The organism is Winogradskyella sp. PC D3.3 (assembly GCF_054366245.1).
Window position 1 is genome coordinate 742,735 of the sequence record NZ_CM135962.1, and the last position, 19,762, is coordinate 762,496.

The 19,762-nt window shown below is 32.7% G+C and carries 16 protein-coding genes and 1 pseudogene; 2 read left to right on the plus strand and 15 right to left on the minus strand.

Annotated features, from left to right (window positions below):
- Window position 1: 1 nt before the first annotated feature.
- From wecB to ACXGSQ_RS03300, 9 genes and pseudogenes are all read right to left on the minus strand, one after another.
- Window positions 2-1,129: a non-hydrolyzing UDP-N-acetylglucosamine 2-epimerase gene (gene wecB / locus ACXGSQ_RS03260; protein WP_458628210.1), complete on the minus strand. Its 1,128-nt coding sequence runs from the start codon at window positions 1,127-1,129 to the stop codon at window positions 2-4.
- Between the two features lie 405 nt (window positions 1,130-1,534).
- Window positions 1,535-2,401, minus strand: a complete 867-nt coding sequence (rfbD, locus tag ACXGSQ_RS03265) for a dTDP-4-dehydrorhamnose reductase (RefSeq protein ID WP_458628211.1) — start codon at window positions 2,399-2,401, stop codon at window positions 1,535-1,537.
- The gene (gene rfbC / locus ACXGSQ_RS03270) at window positions 2,398-2,943 is read right to left on the minus strand and encodes a dTDP-4-dehydrorhamnose 3,5-epimerase (protein WP_458628212.1); all 546 of its coding nucleotides are present in this window, start codon (window positions 2,941-2,943) and stop codon (window positions 2,398-2,400) included. Before rfbC ends, rfbD begins: the two co-directional genes overlap by 4 nt.
- A 1-nt stretch (window position 2,944) precedes the next feature.
- Entirely contained in the window at window positions 2,945-3,808 is an 864-nt protein-coding gene (gene rfbA, locus ACXGSQ_RS03275) for a glucose-1-phosphate thymidylyltransferase RfbA (RefSeq protein WP_458628213.1), read from the minus strand.
- Window positions 3,808-4,821, minus strand: coding sequence for a dTDP-glucose 4,6-dehydratase (gene rfbB / locus ACXGSQ_RS03280; protein WP_458628214.1), 1,014 nt, complete (start codon window positions 4,819-4,821; stop codon window positions 3,808-3,810). Before rfbB ends, rfbA begins: the two co-directional genes overlap by 1 nt.
- Window positions 4,814-5,866 (minus strand): hypothetical protein, encoded by a 1,053-nt coding sequence (locus ACXGSQ_RS03285; RefSeq protein ID WP_458628215.1) that lies wholly within the window; start codon window positions 5,864-5,866, stop codon window positions 4,814-4,816. The genes rfbB and ACXGSQ_RS03285 overlap by 8 nt, the downstream gene beginning before the upstream one ends.
- A gap of 3 nt (window positions 5,867-5,869) precedes the next feature.
- Window positions 5,870-7,561 (minus strand): DUF6909 family protein, encoded by a 1,692-nt coding sequence (locus ACXGSQ_RS03290; protein WP_458628216.1) that lies wholly within the window; start codon window positions 7,559-7,561, stop codon window positions 5,870-5,872.
- A gap of 27 nt (window positions 7,562-7,588) precedes the next feature.
- The gene (locus ACXGSQ_RS03295; RefSeq protein WP_458628217.1) at window positions 7,589-9,091 is read right to left on the minus strand and encodes a GH3 auxin-responsive promoter family protein; all 1,503 of its coding nucleotides are present in this window, start codon (window positions 9,089-9,091) and stop codon (window positions 7,589-7,591) included.
- Window positions 9,091-9,914, minus strand: a pseudogene (locus ACXGSQ_RS03300) (M23 family metallopeptidase). The gene ACXGSQ_RS03295 and the pseudogene ACXGSQ_RS03300 overlap by 1 nt, the downstream one beginning before the upstream one ends.
- A 159-nt stretch (window positions 9,915-10,073) precedes the next feature.
- Between ACXGSQ_RS03300 and ACXGSQ_RS03305 the strand changes: the two are divergent.
- The gene (locus ACXGSQ_RS03305) at window positions 10,074-10,256 is read left to right on the plus strand and encodes a twin-arginine translocase TatA/TatE family subunit (RefSeq protein WP_458628218.1); all 183 of its coding nucleotides are present in this window, start codon (window positions 10,074-10,076) and stop codon (window positions 10,254-10,256) included.
- Between the two features lie 115 nt (window positions 10,257-10,371).
- Here ACXGSQ_RS03305 and ACXGSQ_RS03310 read toward each other — a convergent pair whose 3' ends face one another.
- From ACXGSQ_RS03310 to ACXGSQ_RS03320, 3 genes are all read right to left on the minus strand, one after another.
- Entirely contained in the window at window positions 10,372-11,352 is a 981-nt protein-coding gene (locus ACXGSQ_RS03310) for a DUF4837 family protein (RefSeq protein ID WP_458628219.1), read from the minus strand.
- A gap of 21 nt (window positions 11,353-11,373) precedes the next feature.
- Window positions 11,374-12,933 (minus strand): LysM peptidoglycan-binding domain-containing protein, encoded by a 1,560-nt coding sequence (locus tag ACXGSQ_RS03315; RefSeq protein WP_458628220.1) that lies wholly within the window; start codon window positions 12,931-12,933, stop codon window positions 11,374-11,376.
- Window positions 12,934-13,084: 151 nt separating this feature from the next.
- Window positions 13,085-14,272, minus strand: a complete 1,188-nt coding sequence (locus ACXGSQ_RS03320) for a phosphoglycerate kinase (protein ID WP_458628221.1) — start codon at window positions 14,270-14,272, stop codon at window positions 13,085-13,087.
- Between the two features lie 65 nt (window positions 14,273-14,337).
- On the opposite strand from ACXGSQ_RS03320, the gene ACXGSQ_RS03325 reads away from it, so the two are divergent.
- On the plus strand, window positions 14,338-15,498 hold the full coding sequence (locus tag ACXGSQ_RS03325) for a DNA polymerase III subunit (protein WP_458628222.1): 1,161 nt from the start codon (window positions 14,338-14,340) through the stop codon (window positions 15,496-15,498).
- A 34-nt stretch (window positions 15,499-15,532) separates the two neighbouring features.
- On the opposite strand, the gene ACXGSQ_RS03330 is transcribed toward ACXGSQ_RS03325, so the two are convergent.
- The 3 genes from ACXGSQ_RS03330 to mnmG all read right to left on the minus strand — a co-directional run bounded on the left by ACXGSQ_RS03330 (window position 15,533) and on the right by mnmG (window position 19,752).
- Entirely contained in the window at window positions 15,533-16,093 is a 561-nt protein-coding gene (locus ACXGSQ_RS03330) for an OmpH/Skp family outer membrane protein (RefSeq protein WP_458628223.1), read from the minus strand.
- Between the two features lie 259 nt (window positions 16,094-16,352).
- Window positions 16,353-17,213 (minus strand): class I SAM-dependent methyltransferase, encoded by an 861-nt coding sequence (locus ACXGSQ_RS03335; protein WP_458628224.1) that lies wholly within the window; start codon window positions 17,211-17,213, stop codon window positions 16,353-16,355.
- A gap of 667 nt (window positions 17,214-17,880) precedes the next feature.
- Window positions 17,881-19,752 carry a tRNA uridine-5-carboxymethylaminomethyl(34) synthesis enzyme MnmG gene (gene mnmG, locus ACXGSQ_RS03340; RefSeq protein WP_458628225.1) on the minus strand — a complete coding sequence of 624 codons (1,872 nt, stop codon included), beginning with the start codon at window positions 19,750-19,752 and terminating at the stop codon, window positions 17,881-17,883.
- Window positions 19,753-19,762 lie beyond the last annotated feature (10 nt).

The window sequence follows — 19,762 nt, forward strand, 5'->3', positions numbered from 1 at the left end:
ATTATAAATTTAAAATAAAATCAACTATACGTTGACAAGCTTTTCCATCTCCGTAAGGATTATGTAGCTTACTCATGGTATCATAACTTTTTTTATCGCTTAAAAGTAATTCTGTTTCATTTATAATTTTACTAGTATCAGTACCTACTAATCTTACTGTGCCCGCTTCTACCGCCTCAGGACGTTCTGTTGTGTCTCTCATTACTAAAACAGGTTTACCTAAACTTGGTGCTTCTTCTTGCACTCCACCACTATCTGTAATAATTAAATAAGATTTATTCATTAACCACACAAAAGCAGGATATGATAACGGTGTTATTAATTTAATATTCTCTTGATCACTAAGTAATTCATAAACGGGCTTCTGAACATTAGGATTTAAATGAACCGGATATATAATCTGAACATCCTTGTGATTTTGAGCTATTTTCTTTAGAGCAGAACAAATATTTATAAACCCTTCTCCGTGATTCTCTCGTCTATGGCCTGTTACTAAAATTAATCGTTTTGAAGTATTTACAATAGTCTTTAAATCTTCAATTTCCTTATCTGAATAATCTCTGGAATTTACTATGCTTGAACTATAATCTAAAGCATCTATTACGGTATTACCAGTAACTAAGATATTAGTTTCTTTTATGTTTTCGTTTAATAAATTTTCTTTAGAGGTTAAAGTTGGTGCAAAATGATAATCTGAAACACGACCAGTAATACTTCTATTTATCTCTTCGGGAAACGGTGACCGTCTATTAAACGTTCTTAAACCCGCTTCTACATGGCAAACTTTGGCTCCAGAATAAAACGCAGCAATACTCGCTGACATTGTAGTCGTTGTATCACCATGAACATAAACAAAGTCTGGATTAAAATCATCTAACACGGGTTTAAGTCCTGTAATAATATCAGAAGTTAAAGTAAAGAGATTTTGATTAGGTTTCATTAAATCTAAATCATAATCTGGAATAATACTAAAAAACGCTAATACTTGATCTAACATTTCTCTATGCTGAGCAGTAATACAAACCCTAGTTTCAAACTCATCAGAGTATTTTAAAAATAGCTTTACTAATGGTGCCATTTTAATGGCCTCTGGACGGGTTCCGAATATGATAAGGTTTTTCTTTTTCATGTAAGAATATGGTCTCTTTTTGTATAACTTCTATACAATAAACTCTGTTAATGCAAAAGTACTATTATTAATGGTTTCACCAATAGAATACAGCACTAAACAAATCATCAAAACACCTTTGTTTTAAGATGTTTTTCTAAAAAACTCATTATAAATGTAGTTAAACCGTAATCTTTAAGAGATTATAATATTACTATATGCAACATAGAAATAAAATTAGTATAAACAATATAAATTCTAACTTTTTAGATATGATACATAGTCAAAAATTACTACTAAAGAAAAACCAATTTTGCGATTTCTGATTGAATAAAATTCATTGTAAGCATACTTATAAATACTGTAGAGATTGAACGATACTTTAATTAAACTTGATGATATACTATGTAAAGCTATTTTCCTTTTTTAATTACGTTTTAACGCTAAATTAGAATATGCTCTCCTCAAACTATTTTTCCAATTAGGAATATCAATATCTAAAGCGTTTTTAATCTTTGATGTCTTTAAAACACTATACTTTGGTCGTTTTGCTGGTGTTGGATAGTCTTTAGTACTTATACTATTTAGCTTTATATTAGAGTTGCTCAACCTAAAAATTTCACTCGCAAAATCATACCAGCTAGCAACACCTGAATTACTATAGTGATAAATTCCAAAAGAATCATTCCTTGTATAAATACATTTTAAAATAACCTCAGCCAGATCTTTAGCATATGTTGGACTTCCTATTTGATCATCTACGACCCCTATTTCATCACGTTCTTTAGCTAACCTCAGCATGGTTTTTAAAAAATTATGTCCATATTCCGAGTACAACCATGACGTTCTAATTATAAAATAGTTCGGTATCGTTTTAATAATAGCCTGTTCGCCTGCCAATTTCGTTTTACCATATACTCCTAGAGGATTCGTAATATCCTCTTCTAAATACGGAACCGACGCTTCACCATCAAAAACAAAATCTGTAGAAACATGAATTAATGTAACCTTAAAATTCTTACAAGATTCAGCTAATAGCTTCACTCCTATATGATTTACCTTATTTGCTAATTCTATTGTTTCTTCGGCCTTATCAACAGCTGTATAAGCCGCACAATTAATACAATAATCAAATGTATGTGCGCTAAATACGTCTTCGACATTAGCTTGATTTGTAATATCTAAATCGGATGACGTTTTAAAATCAAATTGAATATTAGGATGTTTTAATGCTAAACTTTGAAAGCATTGTCCTAATTGACCGTCTTTTGCAGTCACAAGTACATGTATCATAGTTTAGCCTCTTTTAAGGTAGGCAATGAGATGTCTTTTTCTGAAAGAATAAAATCTGTACTAGGCAGTCTCCAATCTATATTTAAATCATCGTCATTATAAATGATGCCTGCTTCTGATGCTTTGCGGTAATAATTATCACATTTATAACTAAATATAGTTTCATCTTCTAATACAAGAAAACCATGTCCAAAACCTCTAGGCACAAATAATTGAGTTTTATTTTGTTCTGAAAGTTCAATTGTTAAATGCTCACCAAAAGTAGAAGAATTTTCTCTTAAATCAACAACAACATCTAAAACCTTACCTTTAATGACTCTTACTAATTTAGCTTGCGCGTACTGCCCTAATTGATAGTGTAAGCCTCTTAAAACTCCTCTAGAAGATTTTGATTCATTATCTTGAACAAATTCAACATCGATACCCAAAGCTATATTCAATGCCTTTTGATTATAGTTCTCTACAAAATAACCACGTTTATCTTTAAAAACCTGAGGCTCAATTATAAAACACCCTTGTAACTTCGTCTCTTTTACAACCATACTATTCTGACAACAAGCTTAATAAGTGCTTACCATAACCACTTTTAGTTAATCGCTCAACTACATTTTTAAATTGTGCTTTATCGATATACCCCATTCTATAAGCAGCTTCTTCTATAGATCCAATTTTTAGCCCTTGACGTTCTTCAATCACTTGAACAAATTGTGAGGCTTGCATTAACGATTTAAAGGTACCCGTATCCAACCAAGCTGTTCCTTTGTCTAATACACTCACTTTCAAATTTCCTTGCTTTAAATACGCTTTATTAATATCCGTAATTTCTAATTCTCCGCGTTTACTAGGCTTTATATTTTTTGCAATTTCTACAACCGAATTATCGTAAAAATAAATACCAGGAACGGCATAATTAGATTTAGGTTTTTCTGGTTTTTCTTCAATAGATATTGCAATATCATTTTCATCAAATTCTACAACTCCATAGCGTTCAGGATCATGAACATGATAGGCATAAATAATACCTCCATCCGGATCATTGTTCAATTGAAGTAAATCAGCTAAACCGGTTCCGTAAAAAATATTATCTCCAAGAATTAAGGCCACCTTATCATCTCCAATAAAATCTTCCCCAATAATAAAGGACTCTGCCAACCCATTAGGGGATTCTTGTACCGCATACTCAAAATTACAACCATACGGTTTTCCATCTCCTAAAAGCTTTTTAAACAATGGTAAATCTTGCGGAGTTGAAATAATCAATATATCCCTTATTCCAGACCACATCAAAGTAGATATTGGATAATATATCATTGGTTTATCATAAATAGGCATTAACTGCTTACTTACAGCAATAGTCAAGGGATGTAACCTCGTTCCAGATCCGCCAGCTAAAACAATTCCTTTCATTACTTCTTATATTTGCTTAAATACCATTTAATCGTTTTTACGATACCAGACTCAAAGTTTTCATTCGCTTTCCAACCTAGTTCGTTTTCAATTTTTGAAGCATCGATGGCGTATCTAAAATCATGCCCTGGTCTATCTTTAACAAATCTTATCTGTTCAGAATACGCATTCTCTTTAGGTCTTAACTCATCTAATATAGCACAAATTTTATGTGCTATATATAAATTATCACGTTCATTTTTTCCACCTATATTATAGGTTTCTCCTGCTTTTCCTTGTTGAAAAGCTAAATCGATCCCCTTACAATGATCTTCAACATATAACCAGTCTCTGATATTTTTTCCATCTCCATAAATAGGTATGGATTCATTATTTATTGCTTTTCTAATAATCGTAGGAATCAACTTTTCATCATGCTGCTTAGGCCCGTAATTGTTACTACAATTTGTCGTAACCACATTCATACCATACGTATGAAAATAACTTCTCACTATAAAATCTGAAGATGCTTTAGAGGCACTGTATGGACTATTAGGGGCATAAGGTGTTTCCTCTGTAAACAACCCTGTTTCGCCTAATGTCCCATAGACCTCATCTGTAGAAATATGATGAAACCTATTATTATCACAACCCTCTTTAAATGAAAATGGAGCATTCATCCAATGATTCTTAGCGATATTTAGCAAATTAAAGGTCCCGTAAACATTTGTATTAATAAAAGCATCAGGATTTTTTATAGAATTATCTACATGAGACTCTGCCGCAAAATGGATTACCCCTGAAAAGTTATAGGTTTTAAAGAGCCTATGAACAAGATCCGTATCACAAATATCACCTTCGACAAAAGTGTAATTATCATTATTTTGTAAAGCCTTTAAGTTAGAAAGCTCACCTGCATAAGTGAGCTTATCTAAATTAACAACTTTAACATCTTTATGATGTGTTAAAAAACTAAATATAAAATTAGAACCTATAAAACCTGCACCACCTGTTATTAAAACATTATTATTCATAGTTTTTAATGAAATTAAATATTTTAGCAACCAAAACACTTAACAACAATAAAACTATTGCTAAAGCAGGAAACACGATTGAATAGCGCTGTTTAAACGTATGCTCTATACTACCAACCTTAACAAATGAAGACAATACATCAAAATAGGTATCTTCTTCGGCTACAGATTGATCTAACTCATTTAATGACCTCCTAATTTCTTGTTCTTTTAAAAATAACTCGTATTCCTTGGTTGCTGTCTTCTCTTCCTGAAGTGGTAATGCTCCGCTTATCCCTAGAGATAATTTATTATTTTGAGATTGATTTTTAAGAACTTGCAAATACGTTTTTTGAATACTATCTAAACGGGATAGTTCTGTTATATATGATACGCGTTGTATATATGCCGTTGTATCTCTTATCTTTTTTTGGTGTTTTGAAAAATCATTCTCAAAGGTCTTTCTAAACCCTTTATGCAACTTAGGGAAAATATCAATTTTAAATGATTTAGCTTTTATAGCAAATAAACTACCTGATAAAAGATCTCTATTTTTTATATATTCAACATAACTCAACTCATCCACCAATGAGGTATCAATTGATTTTACATATCTATTATACTCAACAAATAAGTCATTTTGGGTCTCTGGCCCCGGCTCCAATTCAAACCCTACCAATTCTTTAGCATCTAAAGTATCTATCTCAAAAATATTGGACAATTCCGTAAGATTCCCAGAACCTATCAGTGAATTAAAGTAATCAATATTACTAGACAATTGGTATTTTGAATCAAAATGAGGTTTAACCACCATTTTAGAAAAATAAACGGGCTCCGCATTTTTTTCATAAATGTATCCAACTATAAACGTAATTATAAGAACAGCAGCCACAAGTTTATAATACTCTACTAATGGTTTTAACACAAAAATTATAGTAGACAAAATGCCCTTAAAAATACTACCAATAAAAGAAAATAATTTTTCAAATAGCTTTCCAATTGCATTAAACAACTGTCCTAAATCAACCTCTTCATTTTGAGGTTGCTGTGGTAATTTTTCACTCATGTATTAAGAATTAAATATTTGTTCTAATATTTTTTTTGTAATGACGTATGTTGGTTTAACACCTGAAGTTCCTAAACCTCCAGAAGCTAATGTACCTCCTGTTTCTAAAGGATTATCACTAGCATAATAAGCATATCTTACTTTAACATCTTCATTTATACTACCTCTAACTCTTGATGCTGCTTGTATTGCTTTTTGATAATGTGCACCTTCCATCTCTAAACCAATAACATTCCAGGTTGATTTTTTAAAGAATTTTAAAATCTCTTTATTTTGAAGAGAAGTTCCTAAAACAGTTACCATAGTACCTTCAAAAACAGAAACTCCACAATCTGCTAAATCCTTTTTACTTAACTCATTTTTAAATGGATAGTTATCTGCTGTACCTTCAAAAATATGAGCTGTTGGAATCATTACATCGCCTTTTCCTCCTTCTAAAATCCCTGCTTTTCCCATAATCGAAATAGATTTTACATCTAAATGAATGTCCTTACCATCTACATTTATAGGTTTTAAAAACTCGTCTAAAGTTTCATAAGCCTGTTCTCCAAAGGCATAATCCATTACAAAAATAACAGCCTTCTTATCCTTATGCTCTTCTAGATATTTAAATTCATTTTTAGAGAAATCTATTTTATCCGTATCAAAAATTTGAATATCAATATTAGTCCCTGAGGTGTCTTTGATATGAATCATTCCATTTTGCAACGCTAGTTTTTCAACTTTATTGCGTAATGCAGCATTCTTAGAATCACTTAACGCCTCATAGGTTTGAAAAATATCTTTTTTAGCGTCAGCTCCTTTAAGTGCTCCTTTTGCAAATAAAGAATTCATCACACTATGCATATTAGCACTAATAATGTGTATTGGGCGCTCAAGTAAACCATGTTTATGTAAAGCAGATTTTATAGTATCTGCCCATATCTCCCCATGGATATGATGCCCTAAACGTTCTCTCAAAACAGGACTAAATGTTATCGTACGCTTTGTGTTATTAATCGTTTCTTCTATAGCCAATTTACCTAACCAATACACAATATGTAATAACCGTTCTGGTTGACTTTCAGTAGCAAATTTTGGATAAGCCTCTGTCAGTTCATTAAAGGTTCTGCCTAATATGTTAGCGGTATGTGTAATGGCTATTTCTCGTTCTTTCTGTGTGAGTTTTTGTGTAGAAAGTACGGCATTCTCTAATTTTTGCCAATCTCTAATTGTTGTACCTTCTTCATCAATTATAACACGCTTACTTATTTTATGAGATTCGACAAACAAAAACGTAAGATGCGTTAAAATATCGTAAATCTCTGAGCGACCTCTTGTAATTTCAATATTCATCTGCTCATCATCAATACGATAGCAATTACGTCTTCTCTTTGGTGGAATTATAGCTTTAAAATGTGAATTTGCATAACCTTCATCACTAGTAAGGTTAATAAATGTACATTCTTCTATGCCTTGTGGTAAACGGTCTACAACATAAAGTAAACCTTCAAGCTCCGCTTTTTCTTCACCTATTGAACCATAGATTTCTGGACGTAATAATAATAACGCTTCACGTAATGTTTCACCAGAAACTCCCATAGGTTTATAAAACCCACGATTGAATAGGTGTCTCATCGTAATATACATGCGTTCTATAGCACTAGAACTCTCTTGAGCTCTAGTTCTTCCTAGTTTCTTTTTATTTGTAATCATATCTTCGTTTGACCTACAAATATAGGCTTATTTCGTTAAATTAAGTTGATGTATGCGATCTGCTATTTTTCGGTCATTAGCGAGTCTTGGGATTTTATTTTGACCTCCTAATTTTCCAATTGATTTCATATAGGTTTGAAAACCATCCTTTTTAATTCTTGTAACTTCTAAAGGTCTTAAAACTTTACCTTTTATCAAATCCAAATAATAACTATTTTGTTGCTGTAAAGACTCTTCTAATGCCAATATAAAATCCGTTATGTTTTCTGGTTCGTTTTCAAATTCAATTAACCATTCGTGATAAGGCAAGCCTTCTTGTGGTGTAATTTGAGGGGCAACCGTGAATTCATTTACGGAAATCGATGTGTTTTCAGTAGCTTCCTTTAAAGCTTGTTCTACTTCTTTCCCTATGACATGCTCACCAAAAGCTGAAATGAAATGCTTTATTCTTCCACTTACAATCACTCTATAAGGTTTTAAGGATGTAAACTCAACAGTGTCACCAATATTGTATGCCCATAATCCTGCGGTAGTAGAAATAATCATTACATAATTTACACCTAACTTTACATCTGCAATAGTGATGCGTTTTGGGTTGTCTTCAAAGAAATGTTCTGCCTCTACAAACTCGTAAAAAATACCAGAATTTAGCTGCAGTAACATACCGCGCTCATGCTGCTTATCTTGAAACGCAAAAAATCCTTCACTTGCTGGGTAAAGCTCAATACTATCTACTTTTCTACCAATTAAATTTTCAAATTTCGCACGATAAGGCTCATAATTAACCCCTCCAAAAATAAAGAGATTAAAGTTTTTAAAGAGATCACCTACATTTTTTCCTGACTTTTCAATCAGCTTTTCAAAGTACATTTGTACCCAAGATGGAATTCCAGAAATGATACTCATATCTTCGTGTATCGTTTCTTCTACAATAGCTTCAACCTTAGTTTCCCAATCATCAATACAATTCGTTTCTAGACTTGGTAATCTGTTTTTCTGAAGATATTTAGGGACATAATGGGCTACAATTCCTGATAATCTTCCCAACTTTATACCGTGTTTTTCTTCCAAAATCGGACTACCTTGAAGGAAAATCATTTTACCATCTACAAATTTTGAATTTCCTGTTTCATGTATGTACATTAAAATGGCATTTCTAGCAGCTTCAACATGTGTAGGCATACTTTCCTTTGTTATTGGGATGTATTTAGCCCCTGAAGTTGTACCAGAAGTTTTAGCGAAGTAAATAGGTTTCCCTTTCCAAAGGATATCTTCTTCTCCTGCAACAACACGTTCTACATAAGGTTTTAGTTCTTCATAATCCCTTATAGGAACATGAGATTGAAAATCTTCAATAGTTGCAATAGAACTAAAATTATGATCCTTACCAAAAACGGTATTTTTAGCCTCTGAAATTAATTCGTTAAAGACGTTTTGCTGTGTTTTTATAGGTTGCGATGACCATTTATTAATGCGTCTTGCTATATACTTAGCAAACGGCTTTGAAAGTGCTGCTTTTAATGAAGGCATTATTCAAAATTGATAAAATTAGTTGGATCTACAGAATAGCCTTTACTCCATAATTCAAAATGAAGATGAGGCCCTGTAGTTAATTCTCCTGCATTACCAGACATAGCGATAACTTCACCAGATTTCACTAAATCGCCTTGCGTCTTAGTTAGTGCAGAATTATGTTTATAAACTGAAATCAATTCTCTATTATGTTCTATTATGACCACATAACCAGTTTCTACAGTCCATTCGGCAAAAATTACCGTACCATCTGCTGTCGCTTTTACTGGTGTATTTACAGGCACAACAACATCTACGGCAAAGTGTTTTTCTTTTAAATTATAGCCTTCCGAAATGGTGCCGTTTACTGGTGGAAATAAAATATAACTAGAATGATCTCCTGAAACTTCAAACAAATTGTATTTATCTTCTTTAGCGACTTTTTCTCTTAAAAGAGAATCTTCTCTATTGGTAGGGACTTGCAATATATCAAGATCATTTTGAGCCGCCTCAATTACAGAATCTCTATCAAAATCTAATGTAGCTACATCTCCTGTAAGTACTTTTCTAATCGATGCATAGTAACGTTTATTCAATTCTAATTCTTGAACTAACGAATCTGTTTTGTAATTCAGTATGGTCGCTTTTTTTTCAATTTTGCTGAAGAATACCCTGGAATATACTCTCTTAAAGGCGTGAAAGCGATTAATAAAACGGTAAGAAACACTAGCGAAATGGCAGATACTGAAGACAATATAAAAACATTAAGCCGTGTTAATTTTATAGCAAAACGCTCTTCAAAAGTATCTTCATTAAGTATGACTAAACGATACTTATGCAGTAACTTTTTTGTGAATTTCTTTTCTTTTTTTTCTTTTTTGTCATCGAAACAAAATTAGTCAAAATACTCAAATAGTCTCATGATATTATCTTAAAGTTGCTATAACAACGCTATTATTAAACTATAATTACTTAACTTTGCGGTCTAAATTAAAAAATTATGAATTTAAGCATTATACCTTTATTTGTAGGTCCATGGCAGTGGGTTATTATAGGTCTTGCAATTCTTTTATTATTTGGTGGTAAAAAAATTCCTGAATTAATGAAGGGATTAGGCAGCGGAATTAAAGAATTTAAAGACGCTAGCAAAGACGAATCTGCAGATAGTAAAGAGAAACAATAGCTCAGAAATATTGGACTGGATCCATTAAACAATAAAAAAAGGTCATCTTAAAATAATATATTTTTAGATGACCTTTTTTGGTTCGTTTATACGCTATTTTACGATCGATTAAAAATTAATTTATAGTTATCGATTTAATAATCGATTCTAATTCAAAAATATAATCTCGCTTTTCTAAAGATGGTGCATACACATAGCCATCTGCAATTAAGTAACGATTATTTATTTTATCTTCTATTGCATACGTAATAAATGGCCCAGCCATAGTAAAACCTCTCATTACCCACATACCTCTAACTTCGAAGGCTGGTTTGTTATCTATAATTGTTTTAAACATAGAAGGCGCGTAAGCATCTTCTACGGCCATATAAATACCGTCTTCACCAGGAATTTTGGACTTCGTAATCTGATCTCGCATCTTAACAATATCTACAATGGTGCTATCTCCATTAGAAATCGTTTCAAAAGGCACTTCGTAAAACATTAGTTCCATGGTTTTTGTATTTGATAGGTTTTTTCTTACCCAGAAAAAATCGTCATCAATCTTACTAATTCTATACACCGAAGGAATATTAATCGTAATACCTAATCTATCCTCCATAACTTTATCATCTAGTAAAGACAAGTTAATACGCCGTTGCTTTTCTTTAACTTCTTCCTTAGTAAATGCATCAATAATTTTGGCTTTATTTTCTTCTAACTGTGCAATGATATCCTTGTCTGTCTTACCTCCAACAACAGCAACAGTTTGCGGTTTAGCAAAAGCATCATTTACAATTTTTGTAGTCGCCTCAATATTCCCTTTTTCAATTTTGAGAACAATTCTACTTCGTGCCGCAAAACCATCAAAAACCTGAGTAGGAATTTGCCTCATATTAAACATAGGTTCATCTGTTGGCAAACCATTTAATGGTGCCGCAAAAATGGCTCTAATGCTTTCACCTACTTCACCTTCCCAAACCATGTTATCTGCTACAATAGAAATGGTATTTAAATTCCCGTTAGAAGCTGGTAAATAAATGGAATTATCTTCTTCCTTTTTATCTCCACATGCTAATAACAATACACAAAATAATACAGTGTAAAACGCTCTCATAAGTTTAGTTTTTTATTGATTTTATTTAGACACAATAAGGGTCATTCCTATTTTTAGTTTATTACCACTAATATCGTTCCAATCTCTAATATTTTGAACAGAAACTCCAGAAAATTTTTGAGAAATAGTCCAAAGCGAATCTCCAGACTTTACTTTATAGGTTTGTCTCCCTGCCGTATTCAATACTTTTTTAGGAGATGACGCAGCCATTGAAGCTCCATAATTTTTAGGATAAATTGTTAACCTCTGCCCTATTTTTAGGTTGTTTCCTCTCAGCCCATTCCATTGCTTTAACTGGCTAACTCTTACTCCATATTTTCTTGCAATTTTACCAAGATAATCTCCATTCTGAACCCGATACCTAATTTTTGTATCATCAGTAACCAATTGAGGTAATGGCTTTTCACGTTTATTGAATTCAGCATCTGCAAAAGCATAGATTCTATCTTCATTGGTCACAAATGTTCCTATGGCCTCTCGAGGTAATCGCAACGCATAGGTTTTACCTTCAACTTTTGGGATAATGTCTAACTTATACGACGGATTTAAAAATTGTAATGCTTCTAGCTTTATACCTGTAGCTTCAGACACATGTTTTAACGAAATCATTTGCTTAACATGTACTGTATCGGTTTGTATCAACTGAAATGCTGGTCGTTCTGGCTGAAAACCATGTTCTTTAGCATATTCAAAAATATACATCGTTGCTAAAAATGCAGGTACATAACCCGCTGTTTCTCTTGGTAAATTATGGCGAATATTCCAATAATTTTTAGAACCGCCAGAACGTCTAATCGCTTTATTTACATTACCAGGACCAGAATTATAAGCTGCTAAAGCCAAATCCCAATCATTAAAAACGCGGTACATTCTATTCAAATATTCTCCCGCTGCTTTTGTAGCCTTTATAGGGTCACTTCTGTCGTCGACATAACTACTTACTTCTAAATGATGCTCTTTTCCTGTGCCATACATAAATTGCCAAATACCAGTAGCACCAACTCGCGAACGCGCTCTTGGCTTTAAAGCAGATTCTACAATCGCTAAATACTTCATCTCTAATGGAATATTTTGATTGTCAAACTCTTGCTCAAACATAGGAAAATAAAAATGACTTAAGCCCATTAAACGTTCTATAGAATTACGTCTATGCTTAAGATAACTTTTAATTACACTTTCTAAGGAGGTATTGTATTCTACATTAAAAGGCGTTCTGGCATTAAGTCTTTCTAAGCGTGCCTTTAATGTATCTGTAGAAAGCTCAGGATAATCTACAGGCGCATAGTCTAACTCTGTAACCGATTTATATATTGTATCAAAAAGAGAATTACTATACAGCTCTTCTAGCCATTTTTTATCGAGTTCTGCAACCTCATCTAAATCTTTCAGATTTTTAACATCTAAAGAATCTGTAATAGCTTGTATTTTTTCACCAGACTTGAATAGTTTACCATCAATAACGGCACCTTTGGTTGGAACTACTTCAGACGATTTATTTACAATGCTATCCGTTTTAACTTGAGAATACCCATAGCATACAGACAGACATAGAGAAGCTAATAAAAACGTTTTTAATGTCATGATTTACAAGAATTGATTAAATACCAATACCCAATTAAAATTCATTAAAGTGAAAGCACTGCTTTTTACCTCCCAAATTTCAATTGGTAACTGATATGGCGTTCAGCATAATACAACGCTGATATCGCTAAAAATAGTATATTTTAAATTATTAGTTTAAAATAGCGGCAATACCAGGCAAGGTCTTACCTTCTAGACTTTCTAACATAGCACCACCACCTGTACTAACGTAGCTAACTTTGTTTTCAAAACCAAATTGCTTAACAGCTGCCACAGAATCACCACCTCCTACTAAAGAAAAGGCTCCATTTTTAGTCGCATTGGCAATAGAGTTTCCAAGCGCAATAGTCCCTTTAGAAAACGCATCTAATTCAAAGACACCCAAAGGACCATTCCAAAGTATCGTTTTACATTGATTAACAACGGCATCGAAATTTTTAATAGATTTAGGTCCAGCATCTAAACCTTGCCAACCATCAGGAATGGCAGTAACATCACAAACTTGTGTATTTGCTGTATTACTAAACGCATCAGCTGCAATAACATCTACAGGTAAATGAATTTTAACTCCCTTAGCTTCTGCTTGTTTTAAAATATCTAAAGCCAATTCCATTTTATCGTCTTCGCAAATAGAATCACCTATTTTACCTCCCTGTGCTTTTATAAAAGTAAATGTCATTCCTCCACCAATGATCAAGTGGTCTACTTTATCTAATATATTTTCAATAACCGTAATTTTTGAAGACACTTTTGCTCCACCAAGTACAGCTAAAACCGGTTTTTCACCATCTTCCATTACCTTTTTAATACTCACAATTTCTTGAGCTAAAAGATAACCAAAGCATTTATGATCAGGAAAAAATTGCGCTACAATAGTAGTTGAGGCATGTGCTCTGTGAGCTGTACCAAATGCATCATTCACGTAGATATCACCTAACTTAGATAGCTGTTTCGCAAAATCTTTATCTCCTTTGGTTTCTTCATCGTGAAACCTTAGGTTTTCAAGCAATAAAATTTCACCAGGTTCTAAGGCATTTGCTTTCTCTTCTGCTTCTGCTCCAACACAGTCGCTTGCAAACTGTACTTCAACTCCTAAAATATCTTCTATTTTTGGAATAATATGTCTTAACGAAAATTCATCTTGAACACCTTTTGGGCGTCCTAAATGCGACATTAAAACGCAACTTCCGCCATCTTCTAAAATTTTAATGATGGTTGGTTTTGCAGATACAATTCGTGTAGCATCCGTAACTTCAAACTCATCATTTAATGGCACATTAAAATCGACACGTATTAATGCTTTTTTATCTTGAAAATTAAAATCGTCTATTGTCTTCATTTTTTTAGGTTTTGAAACACAAATATAAAGATTAGAAACAGAAATTTTTTATATAGTTTTGCTTTATGCAATTTTCAAAGGTTTTAGGACAAAAACATATTAAAAAACATCTTACCACAAGTGTAGATGCGGGTCGAATTGCGCATGCGCAACTATTTGTTGGTCCAGAGGGTTCTGGCACGCTTCCGATGGCTTTGGCTTATGCACAATACATACTTTGTGGCAACACTGATGGAGAAAACACAGGAGGAAATGAGTCTTGTAATATAAAATTTAATAATTTTTCGCATCCCGATTTGCACTTTGCTTTTCCGGTTACAACCAGCGATAAAGTAAAAAGCAAACCTGTATCTAAATATTATCTCGAAGAATGGAGACAACTTTTAGACCAACAACCTTATGGCAATCTTTTTGATTGGTACAAACTATTAGGTGTTGATAATAAACAAGGTCAAATTGGTGTTGAGGAAGCTATAGAGATTGTAAAGGCACTGACCTTAAAATCGTACGAAGGAGGATACAAGGTGATGCTCATATGGATGGCTGAAAAAATGAATACAGCCAGTGCCAACAAGCTTTTAAAATTAATTGAAGAGCCACCAAAAAACACCATTTTTATACTTATAGCTGAAGATGAAGAGCAAATCATTAACACGATTCGATCGCGTTGTCAAGTATTGCATTTTCCGCCATTAGCAGAAGAAGCCATTGTTGATGCTTTAGTTGAAAATTATCAAATTGAGACCTCAGAGGCTATAAAAATAGCCCACCAATCTAATGGTAATTATAACAAAGCTTGTGATCTTATTTATCACGATAGTGAAGATATTCAGTTTGAAAAATGGTTTGTATTTTGGATTCGTTCAGCTTTTAAAGCTCGGGGTAATAAAGCGGCCATTCACGATTTAATCTCATGGTCTGAAGAGATTGCTAAAACTGGACGAGAAACACAAAAGAAGTTTTTGAGTTTTTGTTTAAATTATTTTAGACAAGCCTTATTACTTAATTATAAAGCTCAAGAACTGGTCTATTTAGAACCAAAATCTGATGATTTTAAACTCGAAAAGTTTGCTCCTTTTGTTCATGATTCTAATATATTAGAAATTTCAGATGAGTTACAGGATGCTATATATCACATTGAACGTAATGGAAATTCTAAAATTATCCTTACCGATTTATCCATTAAGTTAACGCGTTTATTACATAAAAAAAGCCAAGCGTCTTAGGCTTGGCTTTTTTAAAATAAATTATTACTTTTTATTATTTTTCTGTAGTTGCTTCCGTTGAAGTAGCTTCAGTTTTAGAATCCTTAGCGCTGTAAGCTGCATTAATTTCTTTTGTAATGACTTCAGTAATATCACTTGCATCATCTCCATAAACCACGCTTCCTGCTTGATTTCTTCCTAAGATAAAAGTGTAACCATTCTTTTTACCGTAATCTTCCACAAATTGGTTCATTTTTGAAATCACAGAATCCATTTCTGTATTAAACATTTGCTCCATCTGTTGTTGTTGCATTTGCATTTGTTGTTGAATCGGTTGCCATTTTTGAGAAAATGCTTGTGACTCTTCTTGTTGTTTTTGTGGAGACAATTTACTTAAACGTTGTTGTACCGATTGCATCTCCATTTGATATACTCTAGCGATACTATCTCTTTGTTTTGTAAAATTATCACTCTTAGTCTTGAACTTTTCCTCAATGTCAATTTTCATTTGATAATCGTTGATAACATCTCCGTTATCTATAAAAGCAATTTTTTGTTGTTCTTGGCAAGATGCAGCAGCAACCAAAACCATTACGCTTAAAACTATTTTTTTCATGTTGTTTCTATTGTTTTAATATTTCAGAAAATTCTTAAAACTTTCCTGTTTACGTTTCAAATTAATTTTTGCAAATGTATAAAAGTTACGTTGTGATTAGCTCAATTTTTTCACTATTGATATTTTCTATTATATTTTAATAATGCTATTTTAAAAATCTATCAAAATCAACGCTAAATAAAGCGTTTTAAGCGCGTTTCTATTTTTTTGGTTATTACGACACATTTATAATACTTAAAACACATCTAACCCTCTTAAATTACGAATTAGCATTCTTTAAAACATAAATATGAGAAGAATACTCTCCAGACTGTTTTGCCTTACGATTAGATTGCCATCCCAACCAAAATGCTTTCAACGGATTCATAAAACCTGATTTATATTTTTCAGAAAGTAGACAAACATAATAAGCATCAAAAACCATAGGTAAGGTATTAATCAATTCCATGTGCTCCTTTTTAAACAATTTTGAAATGGAGGTTTTTGAAAAATGCCAAAGATGTCTCGGCACATCATAAGCTGCCCAAAAGTCTTTATAGTATTTTGCGTCGTAACTTTTATAATTAGGTACCGCAATAACCAATGTTCCATTGGATTTTAAAAGTGATTTAAACAAAGCCGTTTGTTTTTCTAAATCTGGTAAATGTTCTAACACATGCCAAAGCGTTATAACATCAAAACTATGGGGTTTCAAGTTTTCCAATGCGCTCGTTTCAAAAACCGCATGCTTTGTTTTTGAATTTGCAATCTGTCGCGCTTTTTCATTAGGCTCAATTCCGGTAATTTTCCAATTCGCCTTTAAAGCGGTTTCTAAAAAATCACCTGTTCCGCATCCAATATCTAAAAGTGTTTTAGATTCGGATTGAAACGAATTGATAAGTTTAAGTTTTCGCTTTAAAGAAACTTCTCTCACTTTATGATAAGCAAATTCTAACAAATTTCGCTTCGTATCTGTGTGTGAAATATAGTCTTCACTTTTATAATATTCAGATAATTTTTCACCTTCTGGTTGCGGATATGTTTCTAACATATCGAGGTCCTTATTGTGCAATAGTTGGAATTCTTCTTTAGAAACAGAATGATCCTTTAAGCTTAGATATGTTGGATTATTTTTTGACACGATTATACGTCGACTTTTAAAATGAATTACAATATTAATTATATAAGTTCACTTCTATTTGTTTAACAAATGAAATATTATTCTTTTCTGAACTAAAAAAAACCAAGAGTCTTTAACTGATTATAGATTCCTAAATAATAATCACAATTAATTAAAATAGATTCCTACTTCACCCAATTTTAGTCCAAATCATGTTCAACTGCGAAATCAAATTTCCTCCCATAAGTTTTACGATTTAATATAAAACCATAAAACTTCAATTTATTTATAGCCTAATTTTACAGACTTAGGAAAATCAATTTTAACCGTTATTTATGTTTACTGAATAGCAAAATCTTTTACAGTTTATTTAATACTATTTCATTTTAAAACTCAAAGACGAGAACCCTAGTTCATACAAAAACCATATTTCAGAATTACAAAAAGAAGCTTTTCCATTTTGCTTATTAATCCATCCTAGTGTTGATAAAACGAAATTTATATTTTATAAAGACTATTATTAACACAAACAAAAAAAATAAGATTAGCCTTAGTTTTATGAAATCAGTTATAATTATCACAGCCATATCTTAGGATTTTTCAAGTTAAGCTAAACAACAAAATAGATATATTTCTAACTATTGTTTCACGTGGAACATTTTATTCTCACAAAAGTGAGACTCTATTTTTACCTACCCAGATAAACCAATAAAACAGAAATATCATTTGGGTTCACTCCACTAATTCGAGATGCCTGAGAAATAGTTACAGGTTGAATTTTCGTCAATTTTTGTCGTGCTTCTATACTCATAGATTTAAGTTTTGAATAATCAAAACCTGCAGGAATTTTTAAATTTTCTAATCTATTCAATTTGTCCGCATTGTTCTTTTCCTTCTCAATATATCCAGCATACTTTACTTGGATTTCGGTTTGTTCTATAACTTCCCTATCTAAATTATTAGATTGAATATATTGTTCTACCGATTGAAATTGTCTAACATCATCGATAGTAATATTCGGCCTAGCATACAACTTAAACATCTTGTCTTGTTGTTTCACAGGTGCCGAATTTTTAGATTCTAATATCGGATTTGCTTCTTCAGGAGTTACACTCGTATCTCTAAAAAACTGTACAAAGGCATCTGATTTAGACTCCTTTTCTTCCATACGCTTTAAACGTTTTTCAGAAGCCAAACCTAATTTATACCCTTTTGGTGTTAATCTAAAATCAGCATTATCTTGTCGTAATAAGGTTCTATACTCCGCTCGCGACGTAAACATTCTATAAGGCTCTTCAGTACCTTTTGTAATTAAATCATCAATTAAAACTCCGATATAAGCTTCATCACGTTGCAAGGTAAAAGCATCTTTTTCTTGCACTTTTAAACTTGCATTTATACCTGCCATTAAACCTTGAGAAGCTGCTTCCTCATATCCCGTAGTCCCATTTATTTGCCCAGCAAAATATAACCCTTCAACTAACTTAGTTTCTAAAGTATGCTTTAATTGAGTTGGCGGAAAATAATCATATTCGATAGCGTAACCAGGCCTAAAGAATTTTACGTTTTCAAATCCTACAACAGAACGTAAGGCTTTAAATTGAACATCTTCTGGTAAGGACGTAGAGAACCCATTAATATAATATTCGCAAGTCTTCCAACCTTCAGGCTCTACAAACAATTGATGTCTATCCTTATCGGCAAACCGATTAATCTTATCTTCTATCGACGGGCAATAACGAGGTCCAACACTTTTAATCCGACCATTAAACATTGGTGAACGATCAAAACCTTCACGAAGCAAATCATGAACTAACTCACTCGTATAAGTCATATGACAAGAGCGCTGTTCTTTTAAGGGCTGCGTAATATCTAAATACGAGAATTTCTCGGGTTGCTCATCACCGGGTTGCTCCACCATTTTAGAGAAATTTAAAGAACGACCATCCACTCTTGGAGGTGTTCCGGTTTTCATTCTACCCGATTCAAAGCCTAAATTAACGAGCTGTTCAGTAATTCCTGTTGCTGCTCTTTCACCTGCTCTACCACCGCCAAAATTCTTATCACCAATATGAATTAATCCATTTAAAAAAGTACCATTAGTTAAGACCACAGACTTTGCTCTTACTTCAATTCCAAGTGATGTTTTTACACCAACGACTTTATGATTTTCGACGAGTAATCCTGAAACCATTTCTTGATAGAAGTCCAAATTAGGTGTACCTTCTAACAACAATCTCCAATCTTCAGCAAAGCGCATTCTATCGGATTGCACTCTTGGACTCCACATTGCAGGACCTTTTGATTTATTCAGCATTTTAAATTGAATAGCTGATGTATCTGAAACGATACCACTATATCCTCCTAAGGCATCAATCTCTCTTACAATTTGTCCTTTAGCAATTCCACCCATTGCAGGATTACAAGACATCTGTGCAATATTTTGAAGGTTCATGGTAATCAGTAAGGTCTTACTTCCCATATTTGCAGCAGCAGCTGCCGCCTCACTTCCAGCATGGCCAGCACCAACAACTATAACATCATAAACTTCGTTAAACATATCGTAATTC

Excerpts from the sequence above, each read along its gene's own strand:
- wecB (WP_458628210.1), bottom strand. The coding sequence starts at position 1,129 with ATGAAAAAGAAAAACCTTATCATATTCGGAACCCGTCCAGAGGCCATT.
- rfbD (WP_458628211.1), bottom strand. The coding sequence starts at position 2,401 with ATGATACATGTACTTGTGACTGCAAAAGACGGTCAATTAGGACAATGC.
- rfbC (WP_458628212.1), bottom strand. The coding sequence starts at position 2,943 with ATGGTTGTAAAAGAGACGAAGTTACAAGGGTGTTTTATAATTGAGCCT.
- rfbA (WP_458628213.1), bottom strand. The coding sequence starts at position 3,808 with ATGAAAGGAATTGTTTTAGCTGGCGGATCTGGAACGAGGTTACATCCC.
- rfbB (WP_458628214.1), bottom strand. The coding sequence starts at position 4,821 with ATGAATAATAATGTTTTAATAACAGGTGGTGCAGGTTTTATAGGTTCT.
- ACXGSQ_RS03285 (WP_458628215.1), bottom strand. The coding sequence starts at position 5,866 with ATGAGTGAAAAATTACCACAGCAACCTCAAAATGAAGAGGTTGATTTA.
- ACXGSQ_RS03290 (WP_458628216.1), bottom strand. The coding sequence starts at position 7,561 with ATGATTACAAATAAAAAGAAACTAGGAAGAACTAGAGCTCAAGAGAGT.
- ACXGSQ_RS03295 (WP_458628217.1), bottom strand. The coding sequence starts at position 9,091 with ATGCCTTCATTAAAAGCAGCACTTTCAAAGCCGTTTGCTAAGTATATA.
- ACXGSQ_RS03305 (WP_458628218.1), top strand. The coding sequence starts at position 10,074 with ATGAATTTAAGCATTATACCTTTATTTGTAGGTCCATGGCAGTGGGTT.
- ACXGSQ_RS03310 (WP_458628219.1), bottom strand. The coding sequence starts at position 11,352 with ATGAGAGCGTTTTACACTGTATTATTTTGTGTATTGTTATTAGCATGT.
- ACXGSQ_RS03315 (WP_458628220.1), bottom strand. The coding sequence starts at position 12,933 with ATGACATTAAAAACGTTTTTATTAGCTTCTCTATGTCTGTCTGTATGC.
- ACXGSQ_RS03320 (WP_458628221.1), bottom strand. The coding sequence starts at position 14,272 with ATGAAGACAATAGACGATTTTAATTTTCAAGATAAAAAAGCATTAATA.
- ACXGSQ_RS03325 (WP_458628222.1), top strand. The coding sequence starts at position 14,338 with ATGCAATTTTCAAAGGTTTTAGGACAAAAACATATTAAAAAACATCTT.
- ACXGSQ_RS03330 (WP_458628223.1), bottom strand. The coding sequence starts at position 16,093 with ATGAAAAAAATAGTTTTAAGCGTAATGGTTTTGGTTGCTGCTGCATCT.
- mnmG (WP_458628225.1), bottom strand. The coding sequence starts at position 19,752 with ATGTTTAACGAAGTTTATGATGTTATAGTTGTTGGTGCTGGCCATGCT.